This window comes from Marinifilum breve, assembly GCF_003202155.1.
In the GTDB taxonomy this organism is placed as follows: Bacteria; Bacteroidota; Bacteroidia; order Bacteroidales; family Marinifilaceae; genus Marinifilum; species Marinifilum breve.
The window spans coordinates 257,684-278,202 of sequence record NZ_QFLI01000001.1 but is presented as its reverse complement, the minus strand read 5'-3'; the positions used below and the strand labels follow the sequence as shown (position 1 = coordinate 278,202).

At 35.7% G+C, this 20,519-nt stretch carries 15 protein-coding genes; 12 read left to right on the top strand and 3 right to left on the bottom strand.

Going from position 1 to position 20,519, the window contains the following annotated elements; genetic code table 11:
• Positions 1-7: 7 nt before the first annotated feature.
• Positions 8-1,021 carry a TolB family protein gene (locus DF185_RS01155; protein WP_110358891.1) on the bottom strand — a complete coding sequence of 338 codons (1,014 nt, stop codon included), beginning with the start codon at positions 1,019-1,021 and terminating at the stop codon, positions 8-10.
• 264 nt (positions 1,022-1,285) lie between these two features.
• Between DF185_RS01155 and DF185_RS01150 the strand changes: the two genes are divergently transcribed.
• The 9 genes from DF185_RS01150 to modC all read left to right on the top strand — a co-directional run bounded on the left by DF185_RS01150 (position 1,286) and on the right by modC (position 12,537).
• Entirely contained in the window at positions 1,286-3,469 is a 2,184-nt protein-coding gene (locus tag DF185_RS01150) for a GH92 family glycosyl hydrolase (RefSeq protein WP_110358890.1), read from the top strand.
• Between the two features lie 48 nt (positions 3,470-3,517).
• Positions 3,518-4,336 (top strand): endonuclease/exonuclease/phosphatase family protein, encoded by an 819-nt coding sequence (locus DF185_RS01145; protein WP_110358889.1) that lies wholly within the window; start codon positions 3,518-3,520, stop codon positions 4,334-4,336.
• 95 nt (positions 4,337-4,431) lie between these two features.
• Positions 4,432-6,981 carry a phosphoenolpyruvate carboxylase gene (locus DF185_RS01140; protein ID WP_110358888.1) on the top strand — a complete coding sequence of 850 codons (2,550 nt, stop codon included), beginning with the start codon at positions 4,432-4,434 and terminating at the stop codon, positions 6,979-6,981.
• Positions 6,982-7,079: 98 nt separating this feature from the next.
• Entirely contained in the window at positions 7,080-7,697 is a 618-nt protein-coding gene (locus DF185_RS01135) for a tRNA (guanine-N1)-methyltransferase (RefSeq protein WP_110358887.1), read from the top strand.
• 524 nt (positions 7,698-8,221) lie between these two features.
• Positions 8,222-8,845, top strand: coding sequence for a Crp/Fnr family transcriptional regulator (locus tag DF185_RS01130; protein ID WP_165835906.1), 624 nt, complete (start codon positions 8,222-8,224; stop codon positions 8,843-8,845).
• 120 nt (positions 8,846-8,965) lie between these two features.
• Positions 8,966-9,673 (top strand): ferric reductase-like transmembrane domain-containing protein, encoded by a 708-nt coding sequence (locus DF185_RS01125; protein ID WP_110358885.1) that lies wholly within the window; start codon positions 8,966-8,968, stop codon positions 9,671-9,673.
• A gap of 287 nt (positions 9,674-9,960) precedes the next feature.
• A complete protein-coding gene (gene modA / locus DF185_RS01120; protein WP_110358884.1) occupies positions 9,961-10,731 on the top strand; it encodes a molybdate ABC transporter substrate-binding protein in 771 nt (256 codons plus the stop codon).
• Positions 10,724-11,419 carry a molybdate ABC transporter permease subunit gene (gene modB / locus DF185_RS01115; protein WP_110358883.1) on the top strand — a complete coding sequence of 232 codons (696 nt, stop codon included), beginning with the start codon at positions 10,724-10,726 and terminating at the stop codon, positions 11,417-11,419. Before modA ends, modB begins: the two co-directional genes overlap by 8 nt.
• A gap of 23 nt (positions 11,420-11,442) precedes the next feature.
• The gene (gene modC, locus DF185_RS01110; RefSeq protein ID WP_110358882.1) at positions 11,443-12,537 is read left to right on the top strand and encodes a molybdenum ABC transporter ATP-binding protein; all 1,095 of its coding nucleotides are present in this window, start codon (positions 11,443-11,445) and stop codon (positions 12,535-12,537) included.
• A 63-nt stretch (positions 12,538-12,600) separates the two neighbouring features.
• Here the strand turns inward: modC and DF185_RS01105 are convergent, their stop codons facing one another.
• Positions 12,601-12,843, bottom strand: a complete 243-nt coding sequence (locus DF185_RS01105; RefSeq protein WP_110358881.1) for a DUF3820 family protein — start codon at positions 12,841-12,843, stop codon at positions 12,601-12,603.
• 149 nt (positions 12,844-12,992) lie between these two features.
• Entirely contained in the window at positions 12,993-14,093 is a 1,101-nt protein-coding gene (gene mnmA / locus DF185_RS01100) for a tRNA 2-thiouridine(34) synthase MnmA (protein WP_110358880.1), read from the bottom strand.
• 192 nt (positions 14,094-14,285) lie between these two features.
• Between mnmA and DF185_RS01095 the strand changes: the two genes are divergently transcribed.
• The 3 genes from DF185_RS01095 to DF185_RS01085 all read left to right on the top strand — a co-directional run bounded on the left by DF185_RS01095 (position 14,286) and on the right by DF185_RS01085 (position 20,352).
• Positions 14,286-16,667, top strand: a complete 2,382-nt coding sequence (locus DF185_RS01095; RefSeq protein WP_110358879.1) for a TonB-dependent receptor — start codon at positions 14,286-14,288, stop codon at positions 16,665-16,667.
• 249 nt (positions 16,668-16,916) lie between these two features.
• Positions 16,917-18,956, top strand: a complete 2,040-nt coding sequence (locus DF185_RS01090; RefSeq protein ID WP_110358878.1) for a M13 family metallopeptidase — start codon at positions 16,917-16,919, stop codon at positions 18,954-18,956.
• A 631-nt stretch (positions 18,957-19,587) separates the two neighbouring features.
• Positions 19,588-20,352, top strand: a complete 765-nt coding sequence (locus DF185_RS01085) for a ribonuclease H family protein (RefSeq protein ID WP_165835905.1) — start codon at positions 19,588-19,590, stop codon at positions 20,350-20,352.
• Positions 20,353-20,519: the final 167 nt, after the last annotated feature.

Sequence of the window (20,519 nt, the reverse complement as noted above, 5' to 3'; positions counted from 1 at the left end):
CTTACTATTAGTTCTGTTTTGCTAATGCTTCTTTCTTAAGATCTTCTATAAAATCGATTTTTATCCAATACAGATCAAGATTACCATTCTGAGGAGAAACAGAATTTTGCTTCATCTCCTTAAGGTTTGGCTTTTCCTGTCGTGTTTGTTTGTTATTAGAAAAGATAAAATATTTTCCATCAGGAGACAAGGAAGGAGACAATGCAAATGTGTTTGGGAAATTTACCTTATTCCCCATATTCATTAGAGAAGTCCAATTGTCATTTCCTAAATTAAAGCTGATATAATAATCTGCCCGACCAATGCTATTCCCTTCAATCAAAGTACAAACAATAAGATAGCTTTCATCAGGAGCAATCATCGAATTGTATTGCATATTGGTAGGATTCACTTCTTTAGGCAATCGCTCTGGTTTCTGGTATTTCCCATCAATTAATTTCGATCGATATATGATTTGCACATTTTTACTTTCTTCGTGAGTATAGTAAATGGTACCATCATTGGTTAATGTAGGGTAATATTGTCCTGAGTCAGTATTTATTGGTCCTTCTAATTCATATGGTTCCGACCATCCTTCAGTGTTTTTATCCATTACCCAGATGTTTTGATAGAACCATCCATTTTTGGCTTCCTTTCCTTTTGGTGGTCTTGTTGACATGAAGAACAATTTCTTTCCATCACGGGTAATAAATGGCTCAAGATCTTTGTAATCCGGATTCCCCGAAAAGGAAGCAAATTCAGGCTCTGTCCAAACATCATTTACCATTTTTGAAGTGGCAATATAATAGTCTGCGCCGTTTCTGATGGTATAGTATATTTCTTTTCCATCTGGACTCATGGTAAAATCTCTTTCATGCAGGTGGCTGGATACAAAGTTGGGTGCAAATAACCTGGCGGTGCTGTCAGGTTTTATTTCTCCCAAATATTCTCCTTTACGGATATTTTTAAGATCTAATTGTTTTTGTTGAGTGCATGAGCAAACAATTACAAGAAGTACTACTGTGTAAATTAATTTTTTCATTGAGTTTTAGGTTAAAGTTGGTAGATATCTAAAATACTAAAATATTATTCATTAGTATCTTAAAAATAGATGTTCTGATAATTATGAAGTCATTATTAGTTATGGGAATCCATTATTTTAGATTAAATCTGAAAAAAATGACACAGCTTTTGTGTGAATTGTAGGATATGAATGCTCGATTTGATTATATTTGAAGCATATTTCCAAAAGCCAATTTACTATTTACATCTTCTGATTAATCTTGGAAGATAAACTTTACTTATTATGAGATTATTAGCCTTCTGTTTGGCAATGATTGGTCTTTTTGCGTGCAATAATGAGCAGGCAGAGCCTCGGAAATTGACTAGCTATGTAAATACTTTCGTGGGTACCGATGGGCCCGGTAATACTTATCCCGGAGCAGTAATGCCTTTTGGTATGGTACAACTTAGTCCCGATAATGGTTTGCCAGGTTGGGACAGAATTGCCGGGTACTTTTGGCCGGACTCAACCATTGCAGGATTTAGTCATACACATTTATCGGGAACCGGAGCAGGGGATATGTATGATATTCTTTTGATGCCTTTAAATAGTCGTTTTACTGATAATTTAACACCAGAAGGAGATTACCGTCCATACTCTAAATTTTCTCATGAAAAGGAGGAAGCTTCACCTGGCTATTATAAAGTGGAATTATTGAGTTCGGGAATTACCGCTGAGCTTACCACTACAAAACGAGTAGGTTTTCATAGGTACAGTTTTCCTGAAGATTCGGATTCTAAAATCATTCTGGATTTAGGATACAAATTGAATTGGGATAATCCGTACGATACTAAAATAATTGTTGAAAATGATTCGACCATATCGGGATACAGAAAATCAAATGGTTGGGCAAGAGATCAACACCTGTATTTTACGGCACAATTTTCAAAATCTTTTAAATCTGTAGAATTGTTCGAAGGAGACAGTAAGTCAGTAAACATGATGGTTAACTCTCCTAAAACCAAATTGATTGCAAATTTTGAAACAGAAAAACCAGAAGAAATTTTGGTGAAAGTTGCCTTATCTTCTGCTTCAATTGAAGGAGCAAAAAAGAATATGGATGCGGAGTTAACTCATTGGGATTTTGATGGAGTAGCAAAGCAAGCCGATCAGGAATGGGAAAACTTATTATCTCAAATTGAGATTGAAGCCAGCGAAGAACAAAAAGAATTGTTTTACACCAATTTATATCATCTGTATCTTACCCCAAGCTTACATTCAGATATTGATGGAATGCACAAAGGGGCAGATGGGAAATACCATAAAGTGGAGGGATTTGATCGCTATGATACTTTCTCATTATGGGATACATACAGAGCAGCACATCCATTATATACCATTCTGTGTCCAGATAAGGTGGAAGATTTTATCAAATCTTTTCTAATTCACTACGATGAAACAGGTTTGTTGCCAGTGTGGTCAATGGCAGGAAACGAAACCAATATGATGATTGGATATCATGCAGTTCCTGTAATCGTTGATGCCTACTTTAAAGGCATTGAAATGGATGTTGAAAAAGCTTACAAGGCTTGTAAAGAATCAGCAATGGAGAAAGGCCGCCAGATTGATGAGTATATGCATTTGGGCTATGTTCCTACTGATGAGGAAGGAGAAAACTGGTCTGTTTCAAAGACATTGGAGTATGCTTATGATGATTGGTGTATTGCGCAGTTTGCAAAAGCTTTAAACAAAGAAGCGGACTACAAATACTTCTTAAAACGAGGAGAAAATTGGAAAAATTTGTATGATCCAAAATCAACTTTTTTCCGACCTAAAGATCCTAAAGGAAAGTTTGTTTCTTCATTCGTACCTAAGGAGTATACCAATTACTTTTGTGAGAGTAATGCCTGGCAGTATTTTTGGTATGTACCACAGGATGTGCCAGAGTTCATAAAAACCGTAGGCGAGGAAAAGTTTTCAGCCAAGCTTGATTCCATGTTTACCTTTTACCCTACGGCAGATGATAAATTGCCAATTTTCAGCACGGGAATGATTGGTCAATATGCTCATGGAAACGAACCTAGTCATCATGTTGCCTATTTGTACAATTATATCAATCAGGCAGAGAAAACACAGGAAATGGTTCGCAGAATTATTAATACCCAATACACTACTCAACCCGATGGATATTGTGGAAATGAGGATTGCGGTCAGATGTCTGCATGGATGGTATTTTCATCTTTAGGAATATATCCGGTAAATCCAGCAAATGGAGTTTATGATATTACTTCACCTTGGGTTGACAAGGCTGTACTTCATTTGCTAAATGGAAAAAGCTTTACCATTTCTACCGAAAATCAAGGAAAAGAAAACCACTACATCGAAAAGGTATTGCTAAATGGTGAAGAGTACAAGGAATTAACCATTACTCATCAGCAAATCATGCAAGGAGGAGAATTGCATTTTGTACTTAGCTCATCTAAATAAAATTATATAAGGCCGTGCAATTGTACGGCCTTTCTTTTAATGTATATCATGAAAAAAATAATCATAAGCACCATACTTTTTGCATTCTGCTATAGTTTGCATGCTCAAAAATTAATGACTTATAACCTCCGATACGATAATCCAAATGATGGGATTAACAAATGGGAACTTCGAAAAGAAAATATCATTAATCTAATTAATGGGTATTCTCCTGATGTGTTTGGCACACAGGAAGGCCTGTGTCACCAGCTGGACTTTTTAGATGAAAATTTACCAGACTATTCTTACCTTGGTGTTGGAAGAGACGATGGGAAAAAGAAAGGTGAATATTGCGCTATTTTTTATAAGCATTCGGCTTATAAAATTATAAAAGAATCAACATTTTGGTTGTCAACAAGTCCAAATAAAATATCGGTTGGCTGGGATGCTGTACTTGAAAGAATATGCACATATGTTTTATTTGAGGATAAAAAATCAGGAAAGCAATTTTGGGTGTTTAATGCTCACTTCGATCATGTTGGAAAAAAAGCTCAATATGAAAGTGCTAAGTTAATCTTGAAGCAAATTCAAAAATTGAATCAAAATAATTTACCTGTTGTTTTAATGGGAGATTTAAACTTAAAACCAGAGAGTGAAGCCATAAAGTATTTGGCAGAAAATATGATTGATTCTCACCTTATGGCAGAAAAAAAATCAAACATTGGAACCTTTAACGCCTTCAAGCACAACGAAGCTGTGACAGATAGAATCGATTATGTCTTTGTGGATAAATCAACCAAAATCCTCAATTACAAAATTATTGATCTTAAAGTAGAGGGTAGGTATCCTTCGGATCATTTGCCAGTAATGATTGAAATACAAAAATAAATTTGAAAGTTTCTGATTGTATCCTTTAGTCCAATTCACTCTTTTTGTTATCTTGAATCAATAATTAAGAGGGGGAGGATAATAATAATAAGCCTATGCAATCAGAAACATTTCAAAACGAAGTTGAACTTCGGTACAAGTTGTACAATAGTATCTTTCTAACACTTCCGTTAGATGGAATTCATGGAACAGGTATTCTTATTCCCCTTATGAAGGATGAGTGTCGTAAGGGATTAGAAGAAGGAAAATCTCCTGTTGAGATTTTAGATCATTTTTTCGAAAAGCAAACCAATTTTAAGAGCGAAACGGAACAACTGGATTTCATGTTTCGGGTAATTAGCTACATTGAACGTCAGGTAGTATTACTGGATGCATTGGAAGATGCAGCTTTCCTGGATTTACATGATGCTAGACGAGTTGGCAAAATAGAGTCTATTAAGAGTCGATTATCAAGTGATGAAAGAAAAGAGAAGATTGGAGATGCATTAAAAGATTTGGCAGTTCGTATTGTTTTAACAGCACATCCAACACAGTTTTATCCAAGTACAGTATTGGCCATTATTAATGATTTAATTGATGCCATTCAGAAAAATGATCTATTACAGATTAAAATGTTGCTCACCCAATTGGGTAAAACTCCTTTCTTTAAAAAGGAACGACCAACGCCTTATGATGAGGCAAAAAGTTTAAGTTGGTACCTCGAAAATATATTCTATCAATCAGCTTCAGAACTGTATGGTGATCTTATGAAAGAAGTGAGTAATCCGGAGGAGCAGGATGGAAATATACTTGCTTTTGGATTTTGGCCTGGAGGTGATCGTGATGGGAACCCATTTGTAAAGGTGGATACAACCATTGCTGTAGCTGACAGATTGAGAAGCATTCTGCTTGCAAATTATTACAAGGATATTAGAAAACTACGAAGAAGATTAAGCTTTAAAGGAGTTTATGAGAAAGTAGTAGCCTTGGAAGAGAGAATACTTCAGGCGGTTAATGGAGAAGATACTTCTTCCAGGATTCAGCAGGTAGAGATTCTACAATCTTTAGCAGTGATCGAAAAACAATTGATAGAAGAGCACGATGGTTTCTTCGTGGAACTATTGCATGAATTTAGGAACAAGGTTTTGTTATTTGGAACTCATTTTGCAGGAATAGATATCAGGCAGGATAGTAGAATTATAAAACAAGCATTTGATGTACTTTGTTCCACGGCTCCGGAATTGAAGTATAAAAATTATAGCTTGACATTTGAAGATCTAACAAAACTGAATACTCCGGTTTCTTTATTTCAGTCTGATGATGAAGTTGTAAAAGATACTTTAAGCCTTTTTGGAACCATTAAGGAAATTCAGAATAGAAATGGAGAGAAAGCTTGTAATCGAATAATTATCAGTAATTGTAGAGGAGAGGATGATGTAGCAAGAGTTTTTGCTATGGCTAAAATGTGTGCTTGGCAGAATGAAATTCCTTTGGATATTATTCCACTTTTTGAAACCATTGATGATTTAGAGAAAGCTGCGATTACCATGCGAAAGCTGTACGAGAATGAAGAGTATGCAAAGCATCTTGAATTCAGAGGCAAGAAACAAACCATTATGTTGGGATTCTCTGATGGAACAAAAGATGGAGGATATTTTTCGGCCAACTGGAACATTTACAAGGCAAAGGAAAATATTACCAAACTGTCGCGCGAGATGGGAATTACAGTTGCGTTTTTCGATGGTCGTGGAGGACCTCCTGCTCGAGGAGGCGGAAATACCCATAAGTTTTATTCATCATTAGGAAATACAATAGAGAATCGAGAGATTCAAGTGACCATACAGGGACAAACCATTAGTTCAAAATTTGGTACGCATGATTCTGCAAGATTTTACCAGGAAAGATTGCTTTCGGCAGCATTAGAAAACAGCTTGTTCGATGATCCTGAAAAATTGCTTTCTGATACCGATCGTTTGATTATGGAAAAGCTTTCGGACTATAGTTTGGCAGAATACCAGAGGTTCAAATCTTCGGATAAATTTGTGCCGTATCTGGAAAAAATGAGTGCGCTTAATTATTACGGAAAGGCAAATATTGGAAGTCGACCTGGCAAAAGAAAGCAATCAGAGAAATTAAACTTTGAAGATCTGCGAGCAATCCCATTCGTTGGAGCATGGAGCCAGATGAAGCAAAATGTACCAGGTTTTTTTGGTGTAGGTTCATCTCTAAAAAAGCTTGAAGAAGAAGGATTGTTTGAAGATGCCAGGAAATTGTACCAATCATCCTTATTTTTCAAAACTTTGGTGGCAAATAGTATGCAATCTCTATGTAAATCATATTTTAAATTAACCGAGTACATGAAGAATGACGAAGAATTTGGTGAATTTTGGAGTTGGATCCATGAAGAATATCAATTAAGCATAGAAATGTTGCTAAGGGTATCTGATCAGGATGAGTTAATGCAAACCGCTTTATTCTTAAAAGATTCGATTAATCTTAGAGAAGAGATGGTATTACCATTAATTACAATTCAACAGTATGCTCTGATAAAAATTCGAGAATTAGAGAAAAAAAATGTAACAAACGATACAAAATACAGTATATTGCAAAAGTTGGTCATCAGATCTCTTTATGGTAACATAAATGCAAGTCGAAATTCTGCCTAGAAAATTGTTTAAGAAAAAATGAACAGTTGGCAATTTTAAGAAATGTTGATCGTTTAATTGTAATCAGAGCTTAAATTAATAATAGAAACCCAATTAAAATGCACAAATCAATTCTTACGTACTGTTTACTGTTTTTATTTTCGTTAACATTATCGGCACAGGAAACTGAACCGACTAAACAGGAAGCGAAACCATCTTTGGATAATGGCACAATAACTAGTCAATTCCAATATCTGACGAAAAAATCGAGTAATTGGCAAGGTCATGAAGTGATTAAGGTGGAGATGTTGAATAAATATCAGTCAAATGTTCAAGATTCTCTAAACCAGTTAAAATCAATTCTTAAAAAATCTGAATCGAAAGTCGATAATCAGGAAAGTGAAATCGATAATCTTAATACAGAAATTAAGAATTTAAAAAAGCAGTTGGATGAAACCATACGTATGAAGGATAGTATGAAGTTTTTGGGCATGGAGTTGCCTAAATCTACTTACAATACTTTAATGTGGGTACTTATTTTAGGCTCGCTGGTTGTTGCTGGTGTTTGCTTTATGATGTTTAAACGTAGCAATGTGGTAACTGTTGAAACCAAGCAAACTTTGGAAGAGGTTAGAGAAGAGTTCGATAACCACAGAAAAAATGCATTGGTAAGAGAACAAAAATTAGCTCGTCGCCTTCAGGATGAGGTAATTAAAAATAAAAATTTAGGATTGTAAATATACACTCCTTAAAAAAATGAAAAAACGAGGCTGTACACCATTTGGTGCAGCCTCGTTTTGTATAAAGTGTTTTGCGTTATACCTGAATTTACAATGCGTTATGTACAAGTTTCTTGGCGCAATAAAACCCTCCAATTATCGATAAAGCAATCAGGCTTAATGCAAACTTGCAGTAAAAACCACAATAAAAAACTTCTTGAGCCCCACATTTAAATGCAGAACATCCGACAGCTATTAAAATCAGGTAATCTATAAACAGAATACAAGCTAGCAGAGATGTTGTAAACAACAATTTTTTCATTTTTCTAATTATTACGTCTTTAAATCAAAATCCATAGTCTTCCAATACAAAGTTACAATAGGCTATTATGCATTTATACAAAGAAGAATGTGATTGTTTTATCATATCTTTGTGATATATATCACATCATCAATTGAGCATGTTTCTTCAACCAGATTATAAGATTTTTTCTAATTGTCAAACCTGTGACGATCGTTCATGCGCTTCGCAAATTTTATCAGTGCCCGAGTTAGAATTGCTGAGTAAAAACTGTAATGAAGCGAAATTTGAACAAGGTGAAAAGATATTGGCAGAAGGCTCAAGAACTTCGCATATTATTTATTTAAGAGAAGGTTTGGTAAAAGAATATGGAAAGAACGGGCTACAGGAAGAGTATATTTTACAGGTTGTTAAGCCACATTCCTATTTGGGTTTACATTCCATATTTAGCGATACTAATAATCATTATTCCTATGCAGCATTAACCCCAGTTCGTGTTTGTTATATTGATTTGAATGTGTTCTCTCAATTTATAAAAGAGAATGGGCGTTTTGGATATGAAATACTTTCTTCGGTATGCAACGATAGTTTGAACAATTACCATCGATTTATAGATCAGCATCAGAAGAAAATTAACGGAAAACTAGCAGATGCAATACTCTATTTTGCAATAGTTATTTTTGGAAAAAATAAATTTGATTTGCCATTAAGCCGTAAAGAACTTGCATACTTAATTGGCACCAGTAGAGAAAGTGTTTCCAAGCAAATAAGTGTGTTTGTAAAAGATAAAATCATATCAGTTGATGGTAGAAATATAAAAATTCTTGATATGAACCGTTTGCAGAATATTAGTAAGATTGGCTAGAATACTTCATTTTTAAATGTAATAAATACCAACATCTAGGTATTTACAAGCTCAATAATAATTCTCAATTTTGAACTATTCTAAATAAATTAGGGTGTTTTTATAAGTATAGTTCTTATTATGAGTTTTTTGCAGAAGAATTGGTCGTGGTTGATTGTATGTGTGTTGGCATTATTTCCTTTAATTAAGATTTTTTCATTGATTAGTTTGAATTTTGAATACCCTGAATTCGACTTTATTCTTTTTGATGATATTGAATTATCAGAACAACTTGCCCTAAAAACAGGAAGAGATATTATTCCCGGAATAGAGGTAGCCATTGAACAAACTGGAGAATGGGCAATAAGATGGCTAATAGCAGTTTTAATGATTACACCATTTAAGATTGTATTTGGCACAAAAAGTAATCTATTTGTTAGACAGGCAATGGGAATATCATGTGGTGTTTATGTATTTTTGCATGCTTTCTTCTTTATGTATCACGAAGGATTCCTTTCAATTTTTACTGATTTACCTTTAATTCTTTCAGGAATTTCTGCGGTAATAATACTTGCACTAACAATTACTTCAAATCGTCGATCAATGAAGTTCTTGAAACGACATTGGAAAACATTACATCGTTTGGTTTATTTTGCGGCAATTTTAACCATAGCCCATGTTGTTCTTCTAAATAAAGATTGGGAATTGTACTCAGGCTTATTTGGTTTAGGCTTAATTGTTAGGTTTGGTCCAGTGCGTCAATTTTTTCAAACGCAAAACCTGAAAGTTGTATTGTTGAATCAATTTAAGGATGTAGGCTTTCTTACCAAAATTCGTCGCCTATCATAGGTAATTACTCCACTTTCTTTCTTAAATCCATTTTCTCGAGAATAGATAGTGAGCCTAAAAAGTTGTAGTTTTCGAAATACCATAGGATTCTGTCTTGCATAACCATTTGATTTGGTGGATTAATCGGTATTATTAAGATACGAAAATTATTTAAAATGAATCAAAATAAGAACTGCTAAACATTTGTTAATTATAAGCTAGAGAAGTTGAATTAGGAATCATATTGTTTTGAGTAGTTCAGTATTCTTCAAAAATTACTATTTTCAAGTTTTGCTAAGCATTTCTACATGAATAAAACTGTAATTGTAATCATATTATCGATATTTGTTCTTTCTTGCTCGAATAAAAAGAGTAGGAAAAGTGAACTTACTTTATTTGCAGCTTCTAGTGTTACAAATGTTGCTCAAGAAATTTCCAAAAGTTTTGAAAGAGAAACAGGTATAAAGATCAAGCTCAATATTGCATCGTCAGGAATATTGGCTAGACAAATTGAAAGCGGAGCTAATTTTGACTACTACATTTCTGCCAATAAGAAATGGATGGAGTATATTGACAATTTACACTTGGTGGATGAGCCTACAATAAAGACTTTAGCTGTAAATCGATTGGTTGCCATTGTTCCTTTAAGCTATGATAAAAAGCCAAGTAAAGCAGAGATTAAAAACAATTTTCCAAACTTATTTACCGGTCGTTTATCTATTGGAGATCCAAAGCATGTACCAGCAGGTAAATATGCAATGCAGGCCATTAAATTTTATGGATGGGAAAAAGATCTTGCTGGTAGATATTTACCTGCAAAAAATGTAAGAGATGCACTGTTAATGGTTGAAATGGGCGAAGCTGAAATGGGGATTGTTTATGAAACAGATGCAGTGAAGTCAGAAAAGGTCAATATCGTTTACCGATTCCCTCTTGCTTCATGTGAATCCATTAAGTATATAGGAGCAGCGAAAAAGGAGAGATCGGAAAGTTTAAAACCTTTTTTGTTGTACCTTCAATCGGAAGAGGTTAAAAGTATATGGAGAACTAACGGATTCAATCTTGAAGAATATGAATGAATTGTTAAACTTTAGTGAAGATGAATTGCTGGCAATTAGACTTTCGTTTCGTGTTGCTTTTTGGTGTGCTGTTTTTATTCTTCCTCCATCGGTATTTATGGCTTGGTGGTTGGCGCGCAAACAATTCAGAGGAAAATCAATTGTTGAAGGCTTTTTAAATTTGCCTTTGGTCCTTCCTCCTGTTGCAACAGGCTTTATATTGCTTTTGCTTTTGGGAACAAATGGAATAATTGGCAAGTACCTGAACGAGTGGTTTGGAATAAAGTTGGCATTTAGTTTCTATGCAGCGGTAATCGCCTCAATGGTGGTTTCATTTCCATTGGCAATTCGAGCCATTCGCTTGTCTATTGAAATGGTAGACCCAGGCTATGAAGAAGCCGCAAAAACTCTTGGTGCAAATTCTTTACAAACTTTTATTCGGATTACTTTGCCTTTGGCACTTCCCGGTATTATAAGTGGTTTTGTTTTGGCTTTTGCCAGATCATTGGGAGAGTTTGGTGCAACCATAATTTTTGCCGGAAACATATCTGGTGAAACCCAAACCATACCTTTGGCACTTTTTAATGAAATTCAGGTTCCTGGACATGAAACAGCAGCTTTCCGATTGCTTTTGGTAGCTGTGGTATTTTCATTTGCAGCAATGTCTTTTTCCGAGATTTTGGTGAGAAAACTTCATCATCGTAAATAATTAATCAAGATATATTACTCAATATGCACGCATTATCGGCCAGATTAAAAATTCAAAAAGGAAATTTCTCTCTCGATGTGGAGGTTGATTTTTTGAAAGGGATTACTGGGATTTTTGGTCCTTCAGGATCGGGAAAAACTACTTTAATGCATTTGATTTCAGGTTTAGAAAAACCTGATGAAGGGCATATTGAAATTGATGACAAGCTGATATTGGATACCTCCAAAAATTGGAATGTAAAATCGCGAAAAAGACAGATTGGATATGTATTTCAGGAAGGAAGATTGTTCCCCCATATGACTGTTAGAAAGAATCTGTTGTTTGGAAGTGTTTACGCCGATAAAACTCAACAAATCATTCATTTCGATGAGGTGGTGGACCTTTTGGAAATACGTGAATTGCTAGAAAAAAGACCAAAGAATTTATCGGGAGGTGAAAAACAGCGAGTAGCCATTGGTAGAGCCTTGCTGAGTGCACCGAAATTACTTTTAATGGACGAGCCTTTCTCATCTTTGGATATTGCCCTAAGAAAACAAATTATTCCCTATCTGATTCGAATCAATAAAAAGATTGGTATTCCAATGTTGGTGGTAAGTCACGACTTGCCTGACCTATTAAGTCTGACGCAAGAGTTGTTCTTACTTCGCAATGGTAGAGTAGAAGGGCATGGCAATTATTTTGATTTGATACAGTCTGAAAAATCGCTAGATATCATGCGAGGGGCGGGACTAATGAATGTAATTCCTTTTAAAGTTGAATCGCATGATGTAGAAAATGGCTTGACCCATTTAATCAATCGTGATGCCAGCCATGAAATTCATGTAGAGCGGGAATTAATTAACGATTGCTGCAAAGTGGGAGATGAGTTAAATGTTTCTTTACGCCCCGAAGATATAGCGATTACTTTGAATGAAATAAGCGACATTTCTATTCGCAACCAACTGAAGGGAAATATTACCAAAATCATTAAAAAAGAGAATAGAACCTATTGCCTTGTTGATGTTGGATTTCTTTTAATTGTATCTATTACACAGGCCTCTCAACAAAAGATGAATTTGGAGGTGGGTACCGAGGTATATTGTTTGTTTAAATCGATGGCCCTACAAATCAATTTGTAATTAACAATGATCAATTATGCGAAAACACAATTGTTAATTGATCATTGTTAATTGAAAATTATATTACTGGTATTTTTTGCATAACGGGCGCAGCATACCTTCCAATCCATTCAATTTAATTTCGTACATGGATGCTAGCATTTCACCTAATTTCCCCGGAGGAAATCCTTTCTCACGAAACCATACCAAATAAGGTTCTGGTAAATCGATAAGGTATCGACCTTTGTATTTGCCAAAAGGCATTCTCATTTGAATCAGTTTGATTAATTCTTCGTTTAGTTCAGCTTTGTTTATGCTATCTGTCATATTTGTTTTTATTCTTCAGATAATTATCTCTATCCGTTTTTTTATTTAAGAAGCTGTCAGCTGACAGCTATCAGCTTTTAGCTTGTTGTTTGTAGGCCTTGGCTTAAATCTATAAATTATTAATTAGTATACTAACAATTGAATTAAATTCAATCATTGTATTCGGCAAAACCACCGCCAATTAATTTGTTGCCAATGTAAAAGGCAACAGGTTGTCCGGGTGCCATTGCCCAGGCAGGATTTTCCAGATCAACCAATAGTTCATTCTCATTCAAAATTGTAATCTTCGAATATCCCTCAGGATTTAAACCAAGACCTCTTACCACTGTGGTAATATTGTCTTGCTTGATATCCTCAATGTTATGGAAATAGTAACTCGATATTCTAAGTTGGAGCTTATTTAAATCAGCTTTTTTCTCCAGGATTAAAGTGTTGTTCTTGGCATCAATTCGGCTGACCATTAAACCCGTTTTTTCTTCCAACTCAATACCTCGCTTTTGTCCTACCGTATAGTAAGGATAACCATCGTGTGTTCCCAAAATTTTACCATTTACATCTACAGCCATTCCTTTTCCGATCTTTTCATTTAAATCAGGAATCATCTCTTGCAAAAAGTCACGGTAATCTTTACGATCCATAAAGCAAACACCCATACTTTCCTTTTTCTTGGCTACCTCTTCAAATCCATAAGATTTTGCAATCTTACGAACTTCAGTTTTTGTGTATTTCCCTAGTGGGGTAAGTGTTCTGGAAAGAATACCCTGTTTTAGGTTCCAAAGAAAGTAAGATTGATCTTTGGCAGGGTCTTTTCCTTTTTTGATGTAGAACAAACCATTCTCATCCTCAATGGTAATGTAATGGCCAGTTGCGATATGATCACAATTCAGTTCATCAGCTTTTTCGAGCAATAACTTCCATTTCAAATTCGGATTGCATTGAATACACGGACTAGGCGTGCGACCAGCCAAATATTCATCTAAAAAGAATTGAATAATGGTATCCCTAAATTCCTTACGAGCATCGATAACATGATGTTCCAAACCAAGTTTATGTGCAAGTTTTTGAGCATCTACAATAAAGTCAGGGTAATTATCATTTTCATCATAAGAATGATTGTTGGTGTAAAACCACAGCGAAACGCCAATCACTTCATATCCCTGATCTTGCAACATCATAGCAGTCACCGAAGAGTCGGTTCCTCCACTCATACCCAATATCACTCTTCCTCTTGTATTATCTGCCTCACACATATTATGAATGTTTAGTAAGTCTAACTATGGATTTAAAATCAGGCCTGTAACATTTTGAATGCTCTGTTCGTCTTGCTTTTAATATTACATAAAATATTCGGCCTAAGCTTTGCCAAATATCAGAAAAAGTTAAGAAATAGACAACGAGTAAGGATTGCAATCCCTAAAAACCATTAACTCAAAAGAATCGAAATGAAAAACAAGATTTTAATAATAGTTTTCCTTCTGTTATTACAAAATGTACACGCCCAAAATTGTAAAATCACAGGAAAAATAATTGATGAACAGAATTCGAGTCCACTTCCATATGCCAATGCCATTTTAACCTCGTTAAGTGATTCTACCATTTTATTGGGAGCAATTACCAATGATGATGGAGTTTTTGAAATTGAAAAAATAAAGAAGGGGAAATACAATTTGATGTTAAGTTTTATAGGCTACCAATCTGTTGAGTTTAAGGATGTAGATGTATATAAGGGCATAAGAAACCTTGGAGATGTAAAACTAAAGGTATTAAGTGAAAATTTGAATGAGGTTACTGTTAAAGCAGTTAAATCTCCTGTAAGTTATAAGGTGGATCGAAAAGTGATAAATGCTTCCAGTTTTCCTGAAGCAAGTGTGGCTTTAGATCTTTTGGAGAATGTGCCATCATTGGAAGTTAATTTTGAGGGAGAGTTGACCTATCGAGGTGATGGAACTTTTAAGGTATTTATAAACGGACACCCTGTGAGAAATGGGGTTGAAAAAATGCAACAATTGGATGCATCTAAAATTGATAAAATCGAAGTAATTACAAATCCATCAGCGAAATATGATGCTGAAGGAACGGCGGGTATTATTCAAATTATATTGAAGAAGAATCGTTTGGAAGGATACGCAATTACTTCAAGTGCTCAATTTTCTACCAACGATACAAAACGCTTTTCATTATCAATTGATAAGCAATCGGAAAAAGGAGGGTGGTACATTAATGGTAATGCCAGTAAAAATTATTGGAGTGATGTTGAGATTAATGGTAGCAAGATTAATAATTATGAAGGCCAGCAATTCTTGGTTGATTACCAATTAGATCGAAAACAATCAGGAACCAATGGATATGTAGAGTTTGGGTTCAATTATGATCTTACAGACAAAGACTGTATAGATTTTAATATTAATGTAAACCCACTTCTACTTGGTAATGATCACGAAGCAAATGGACATTTTGTGGAGCAAACTTTACAGGATGGAAATGAAATCAAATATGAAGATTACGATTTGAAGAACAGAAATAAAAGTGAATATCAATACCTTGGAGCAACATTTGAATATGAACACAGTTTCACAAAAGATAAAGATCATTTGTTATCTTTTTATGCCGATTATTCTACCTACTTACATCAATACATTGGGGAAGCGATTGATACGAAAACTTATGCAGATAGAGTAGAAAGAATAGGTTCAAAAGATACAGAAAGCAACGAAACTTTTGTAAGCCTGAAACTGTGTTACTCGAATAAATTGAGTGAAAACTCTTCCTTTGAAATAGGTGGACAAATGGATACTGATCACATTCCCAAAATGACAGTCGTTAACGGAACATACGATTCTGATGATGTATTTGCTCCCATTCCCAATGATCCAATAGATCAGGAGGTGGTTTACAAAAGAGATATTTATGCAGGGTTCGCTACATTTAAGAGTGAAGTTGGAAAGTTTGAATATAAATTGGGAGCTCGAGTGGAATGGACTGATCGCCAATCGGATTATGAATATACCAATCAGCAGGGGGAGAGAATTAAACAGCCATCTAGTAAAGATTTTTGGGACTTCTTCCCAAGTGCTCATTTGTTATACAATTTTACCGACGAACATCAAATTGGAGCCAGTTATTCTCGTAGAGTAAGGAGACCGAACTATTGGCCATTGGCTCCATTTAGGACATACGAAGATAGCTACTCATACGTAGAAGGAAATGCAAATTTAAAGCCTTCTTATTCCAATTCGTATGAATTGAATTATAAAAAATCATGGAACAAAGATTTTATTGGCCTTGAGTTGTTTGCTCATGAATCATCGGATGTGATTCAGGATTATTATCGATTGGAATCGGAAAACGTAAGTGTTTCTTCACAAGATAATATTGGTAACTCCCTGAGTATAGGTTGTGAATTTATGGGAGGTATAGATCTGTTTCCCTGGTGGAATATAAACCTATCCACGAGTATGTATCATTACAGATTAGATGTTGACTATGAAAATCAAGATTCAAGAGAGGAGCAATTCAAAGTTGATTCAAGACTGAATAACATTATTACACTGCCCAAGAATTTTACCTTTAAATGGGACGTGAAATACAAGAGTCCGTACGTTTCTGCGCAATCTGAGCGGGAAGCATATGTTTTTTCTAATATGGCCATAAAGAAATCCATTAAGGATGATCAGTGGCAGATTTTACTATCTGTAAACAATGTATTCAATAGTATTAAATACAAGAGCACAACCAAGGGCAATAATTTTGTTTTTGAGGATCACTATCGAAACAAACCATCGGTAATGTTAAAGTTGACCTATAATTTCGACAATCAGAAATAACCATTTTCAATATTCTTTGATTTCTTTCTGATCAATACAGAAGATAAAAGTTTCGCAGATTGTGTAGGTAAAAATCAAATTCAAATTAGAGAGAATTGATTTTGCCCTGTTTTACTCAAGATTCGCAAAGAGACTTATCCCGAGATTTGTTCTGCTTATCGAAAAAATAGGTGTATTGTTCGGAATTTTTATAATTTCGGCAGCTTAAGAAAACCAAGAATCAAAAACTAAATTATAAAAACAATAGACATGAAAAAACTAGCATGGGGAGCACTAGGCCTTGGAGCCGCTCTTGCTATTACAGTTGCATGTTCACAACAATCTCAAAAAGGAATTGGTGTGATCAAAAAAGAGGACATGAACTTATCTGTAAAACCAGGTGAAGATTTCTTCGAATATGCTAACGGAACTTGGATGAAAAACACTCCAATTCCTGCAGATAGAAGTCGTTATGGCGCATTTGATATCCTTGGTGAAAAAGCAAACGAAGCAGTTCACACTTTGTTGGAAGATGCTGCAAAAGCTGAAAATGCAGAAGAAGGAAGTAATCTGAAAAAGATTAAAGATTTCTATGCAACAGCAATGGATGTAAAGAAGATTGACGAAGTTGGTATCAAGCCATTGCTTCCGGAATTCGAAAGAATTGCAAAGCTTAAAAACGTAACTGATCTTCGTGACGAATTGGTTCACTTGCACCAAATGGGTATTAGCGCATTATTTAGCGCTGGTGTTGAGCAAGATTTGAAAAATACAGAGGTTAACCGCATGTATTTGTCAGAAGATGGACTTTCATTGTCAGATCGTGATTATTACGTAGTTGATAACGAAACCAATCTAAACATCCGTAAAGAATTTGTGAAGCACGTTGCCAAAATGTTCGAATTGATTGGTGAAGATGCTGATGTTGCCGTAAAAAATGCAGAGAGAATCATGAAGTTTGAGACTCGCATGGCTGCTAAATTCAACACTCGTTTAGAGAATAGAAACTACCCAGCAATGTACAACCCTAAGCCAGTTGAAACATTGATGAATGAATATCCAAACTTCGATTGGGCAACATATTTCAAAGGAAGAGGTGCTGATATCAAAGAGTATGTAATTACTACTCACCCAAGATATATGGCAGAATTGAACCAAATGTTGGTTGATGAGAAAATGGCAGATATCAAATTGTACCTAAAATGGAAAGTATTGGATGATGCCGCAGGTTCTGTAGGTACAGAATTGGAGAAGCAAAACTTTGCTTTCTACGGAACAGTGTTAACTGGTGCTACAGAACAACAACCACGTTGGAGACGCATGTCGAATGCAACAGGTGGTGTTTTAGGTGAAGCAGTTGGTCAATTGTACGTTGCTAAATATTTCCCACCAGAAGCGAAAGAAAGAATGGACAAGTTGGTAAACAATTTGAAGATTGCTTTGCGCGGAAGAATTGAGAAATTGGAATGGATGAGCGATTCTACAAGAACACAAGCTTTGGCTAAGTTAGATGCTTTTGGTGTGAAGATTGGTTATCCAGACAAGTGGGAAGATTATTCAAAACTAGAAGTTGGAACTGACTCTTACATCCAAAACTTGTGGAGATCTGCAAAATTCTATGATGCTAAAAATATTGCAAAATTGGGTCAGCCAGTTGATACCGAAAAATGGGGTATGACTCCTCAGACTGTAAACGCTTACTACCATCCATTATTGAACGAAGTGGTTTTCCCAGCTGCAATTCTTCAGCCTCCATTCTTCTATTTAGATGGTGATGATGCTGTAAACTACGGTGCAATTGGTGTTGTAATTGGTCACGAAATGACTCACGGTTTCGATGATTCAGGTCGTAGATTCGATAAGGATGGTAACATGAGAGACTGGTGGACTCCAGAAGATACAGAGAAGTTTAACGCAAGAGCAGAGAAATTGGTTGAGCAATTCAACGGATTCTATGCATTCGATGATCTTCATGTTGATGGTAAGCTAACTCTTGGCGAAAACATTGCTGATTACGGTGGATTAACTGTTGCTTTAGAAGCTTACAAAATGGCTTTAGATGGTGATCAGCCAGCTGATATCGAAGGCTTCACTAACATGCAGCGTTTCTTCTTGGCTTATTCAAAAGTTTGGAGAGGTAACACTCGCGATAAGTACCTAAGAAAATTGATTAAGGAAGATGTTCACTCACCAGGTAAATACCGTGTAAATGGTGGATTGTTCAACATTCCTGAATTCTACGAAGCATTCGAAATTGCTGAAACAGATCCATTGTACCGCACCGAAGAACAACGTGCAGTAATCTGGTAAACAAACCTGTCAGCGTCGCAAGGACTGACAGAGTAAGAAAATATAGCCATCTCCATTGTGGGGGTGGCTTTTTTTGATTCCAATTTGGTAAGGGGATTTAGCCCTAAAATCTTCGTAGAAAATGAACATTGGCTGGAAATCACCTCATCCCTCAATCCCTTCTCCTCGAGGAGAAGGGAAGTTCTCCAGACCATCGCCACGAGGATATTTGTTATAGTTTTCTACTTATTTAATTCGTGGATATTCCCACTCCTTAAGCTACTCTTTATACGCAAATCTGGAATAGGTATTTTGATTAGGTAAGGATGAATCATTTATAATATTTGCAAGTTGAGTGTTTCCCTTTTAGGGAAACTGTCGACAGACTAAAGGGTGAGTAATAATAATTTTATCCAAAATGCACCCCTCTGGCTGTCGGCATCTCCCCAAGAAGGGGAGGCCTTGGTAATTAGGTGATTGCATATCTCATTCTTCGTCAAGTTATATTCACGAAAATAAATATGTATAAAGAATAGCTCCTTAAGGAGAGGGTTAGGGTGAGGTGTTTTCTTGAGTGAGGCAATTTTGCCAACCCAAACACAAGCTATATCAATCCTAAAGCTTAAATTGCGGAATGGATGTAATCAAAGTCATGCTACAAATAAAATCCATAAATGGAGATCAGGTAGAATGTTTCCTCTCAAATGAGGTTGAAAAAATTCACCTGACTTATCTACCAACATTGGGTGAAATTAAAATTGATGAAGAATCGAATTTAGCTGCAACGATTTGTAAGCTGAAGTTTCAGTTCGAAAAGGTGATGCGCTCTGCCATTAAAGGAAATTTAAAACCCAATCAAACCATCAACTGTGTGTTTATAGAGGATTTTCGATTTTTAGAAGAGGCCGATTTTAATACCTACATTAGGGTTGACCGACGAACGGATGAGCTACAAATTACTACCAGTAAGATCGAAACAAAAAGCATTCATAAAATCTATGCCGACGGATCACACTCCACGGAATTCAACCAATCGGCATATGGCGGATTTACCGAAGATCCGGATGGTAGCCAGCAAATCTACTCCCGAATGATTGAAGGAGGAAGCAGCAATATGATGGAGCTGTTGGCTGTATTGGATGGATTACAGCGTTTAAAAACTGTTGAGAAAATACAGATCAATACCGATAGCAGATTTGTGATTCGAGGCTTGGTACAATGGGTGCATTTTTGGCAACACAACAACTGGCAAACCGCCTTTGGTCGCGATGTTCAATTTTCCGAATACTGGCAAGAGGTGAACGAGCTCTGCAAAGGAAAACTGATGGAGTTCAACTGGATAAAAGGACACTCTGGAGATGAGAAACAAGATTTCTGTCATCGCCTGGCGCGAAAGACAATGAACAATGAACAGTGAAGTGTGAACAAACTGTCGACAGACTAAAGGGTGAATTAGTAAGTTATGAACAAACACCCCTCTGCCTGTCGGCATCTCCCCCTGAAAAGGGAGAATTTAGAAATTCAAATCCGTCGCATAGGAAGGCATTAAAAATAGATTCCTACTATCATGCGACGGAACTCTAA

Bases quoted from the DNA above. Each gene is read 5' to 3' on its own strand.
- DF185_RS01140 (WP_110358888.1), top strand. From the start codon at position 4,432: ATGCAATCAGAAACATTTCAAAACGAAGTTGAACTTCGGTACAAGTTG.
- DF185_RS01090 (WP_110358878.1), top strand. From the start codon at position 16,917: ATGAAAAAACTAGCATGGGGAGCACTAGGCCTTGGAGCCGCTCTTGCT.
- DF185_RS01155 (WP_110358891.1), bottom strand. From the start codon at position 1,021: ATGAAAAAATTAATTTACACAGTAGTACTTCTTGTAATTGTTTGCTCA.
- DF185_RS01105 (WP_110358881.1), bottom strand. From the start codon at position 12,843: ATGACAGATAGCATAAACAAAGCTGAACTAAACGAAGAATTAATCAAA.
- modB (WP_110358883.1), top strand. From the start codon at position 10,724: ATGAATGAATTGTTAAACTTTAGTGAAGATGAATTGCTGGCAATTAGA.
- DF185_RS01145 (WP_110358889.1), top strand. From the start codon at position 3,518: ATGAAAAAAATAATCATAAGCACCATACTTTTTGCATTCTGCTATAGT.
- DF185_RS01095 (WP_110358879.1), top strand. From the start codon at position 14,286: ATGAAAAACAAGATTTTAATAATAGTTTTCCTTCTGTTATTACAAAAT.
- DF185_RS01150 (WP_110358890.1), top strand. From the start codon at position 1,286: ATGAGATTATTAGCCTTCTGTTTGGCAATGATTGGTCTTTTTGCGTGC.
- modC (WP_110358882.1), top strand. From the start codon at position 11,443: ATGCACGCATTATCGGCCAGATTAAAAATTCAAAAAGGAAATTTCTCT.
- mnmA (WP_110358880.1), bottom strand. From the start codon at position 14,093: ATGTGTGAGGCAGATAATACAAGAGGAAGAGTGATATTGGGTATGAGT.
- modA (WP_110358884.1), top strand. From the start codon at position 9,961: ATGAATAAAACTGTAATTGTAATCATATTATCGATATTTGTTCTTTCT.
- DF185_RS01125 (WP_110358885.1), top strand. From the start codon at position 8,966: ATGAGTTTTTTGCAGAAGAATTGGTCGTGGTTGATTGTATGTGTGTTG.
- DF185_RS01135 (WP_110358887.1), top strand. From the start codon at position 7,080: ATGCACAAATCAATTCTTACGTACTGTTTACTGTTTTTATTTTCGTTA.
- DF185_RS01085 (WP_165835905.1), top strand. From the start codon at position 19,588: ATGCTACAAATAAAATCCATAAATGGAGATCAGGTAGAATGTTTCCTC.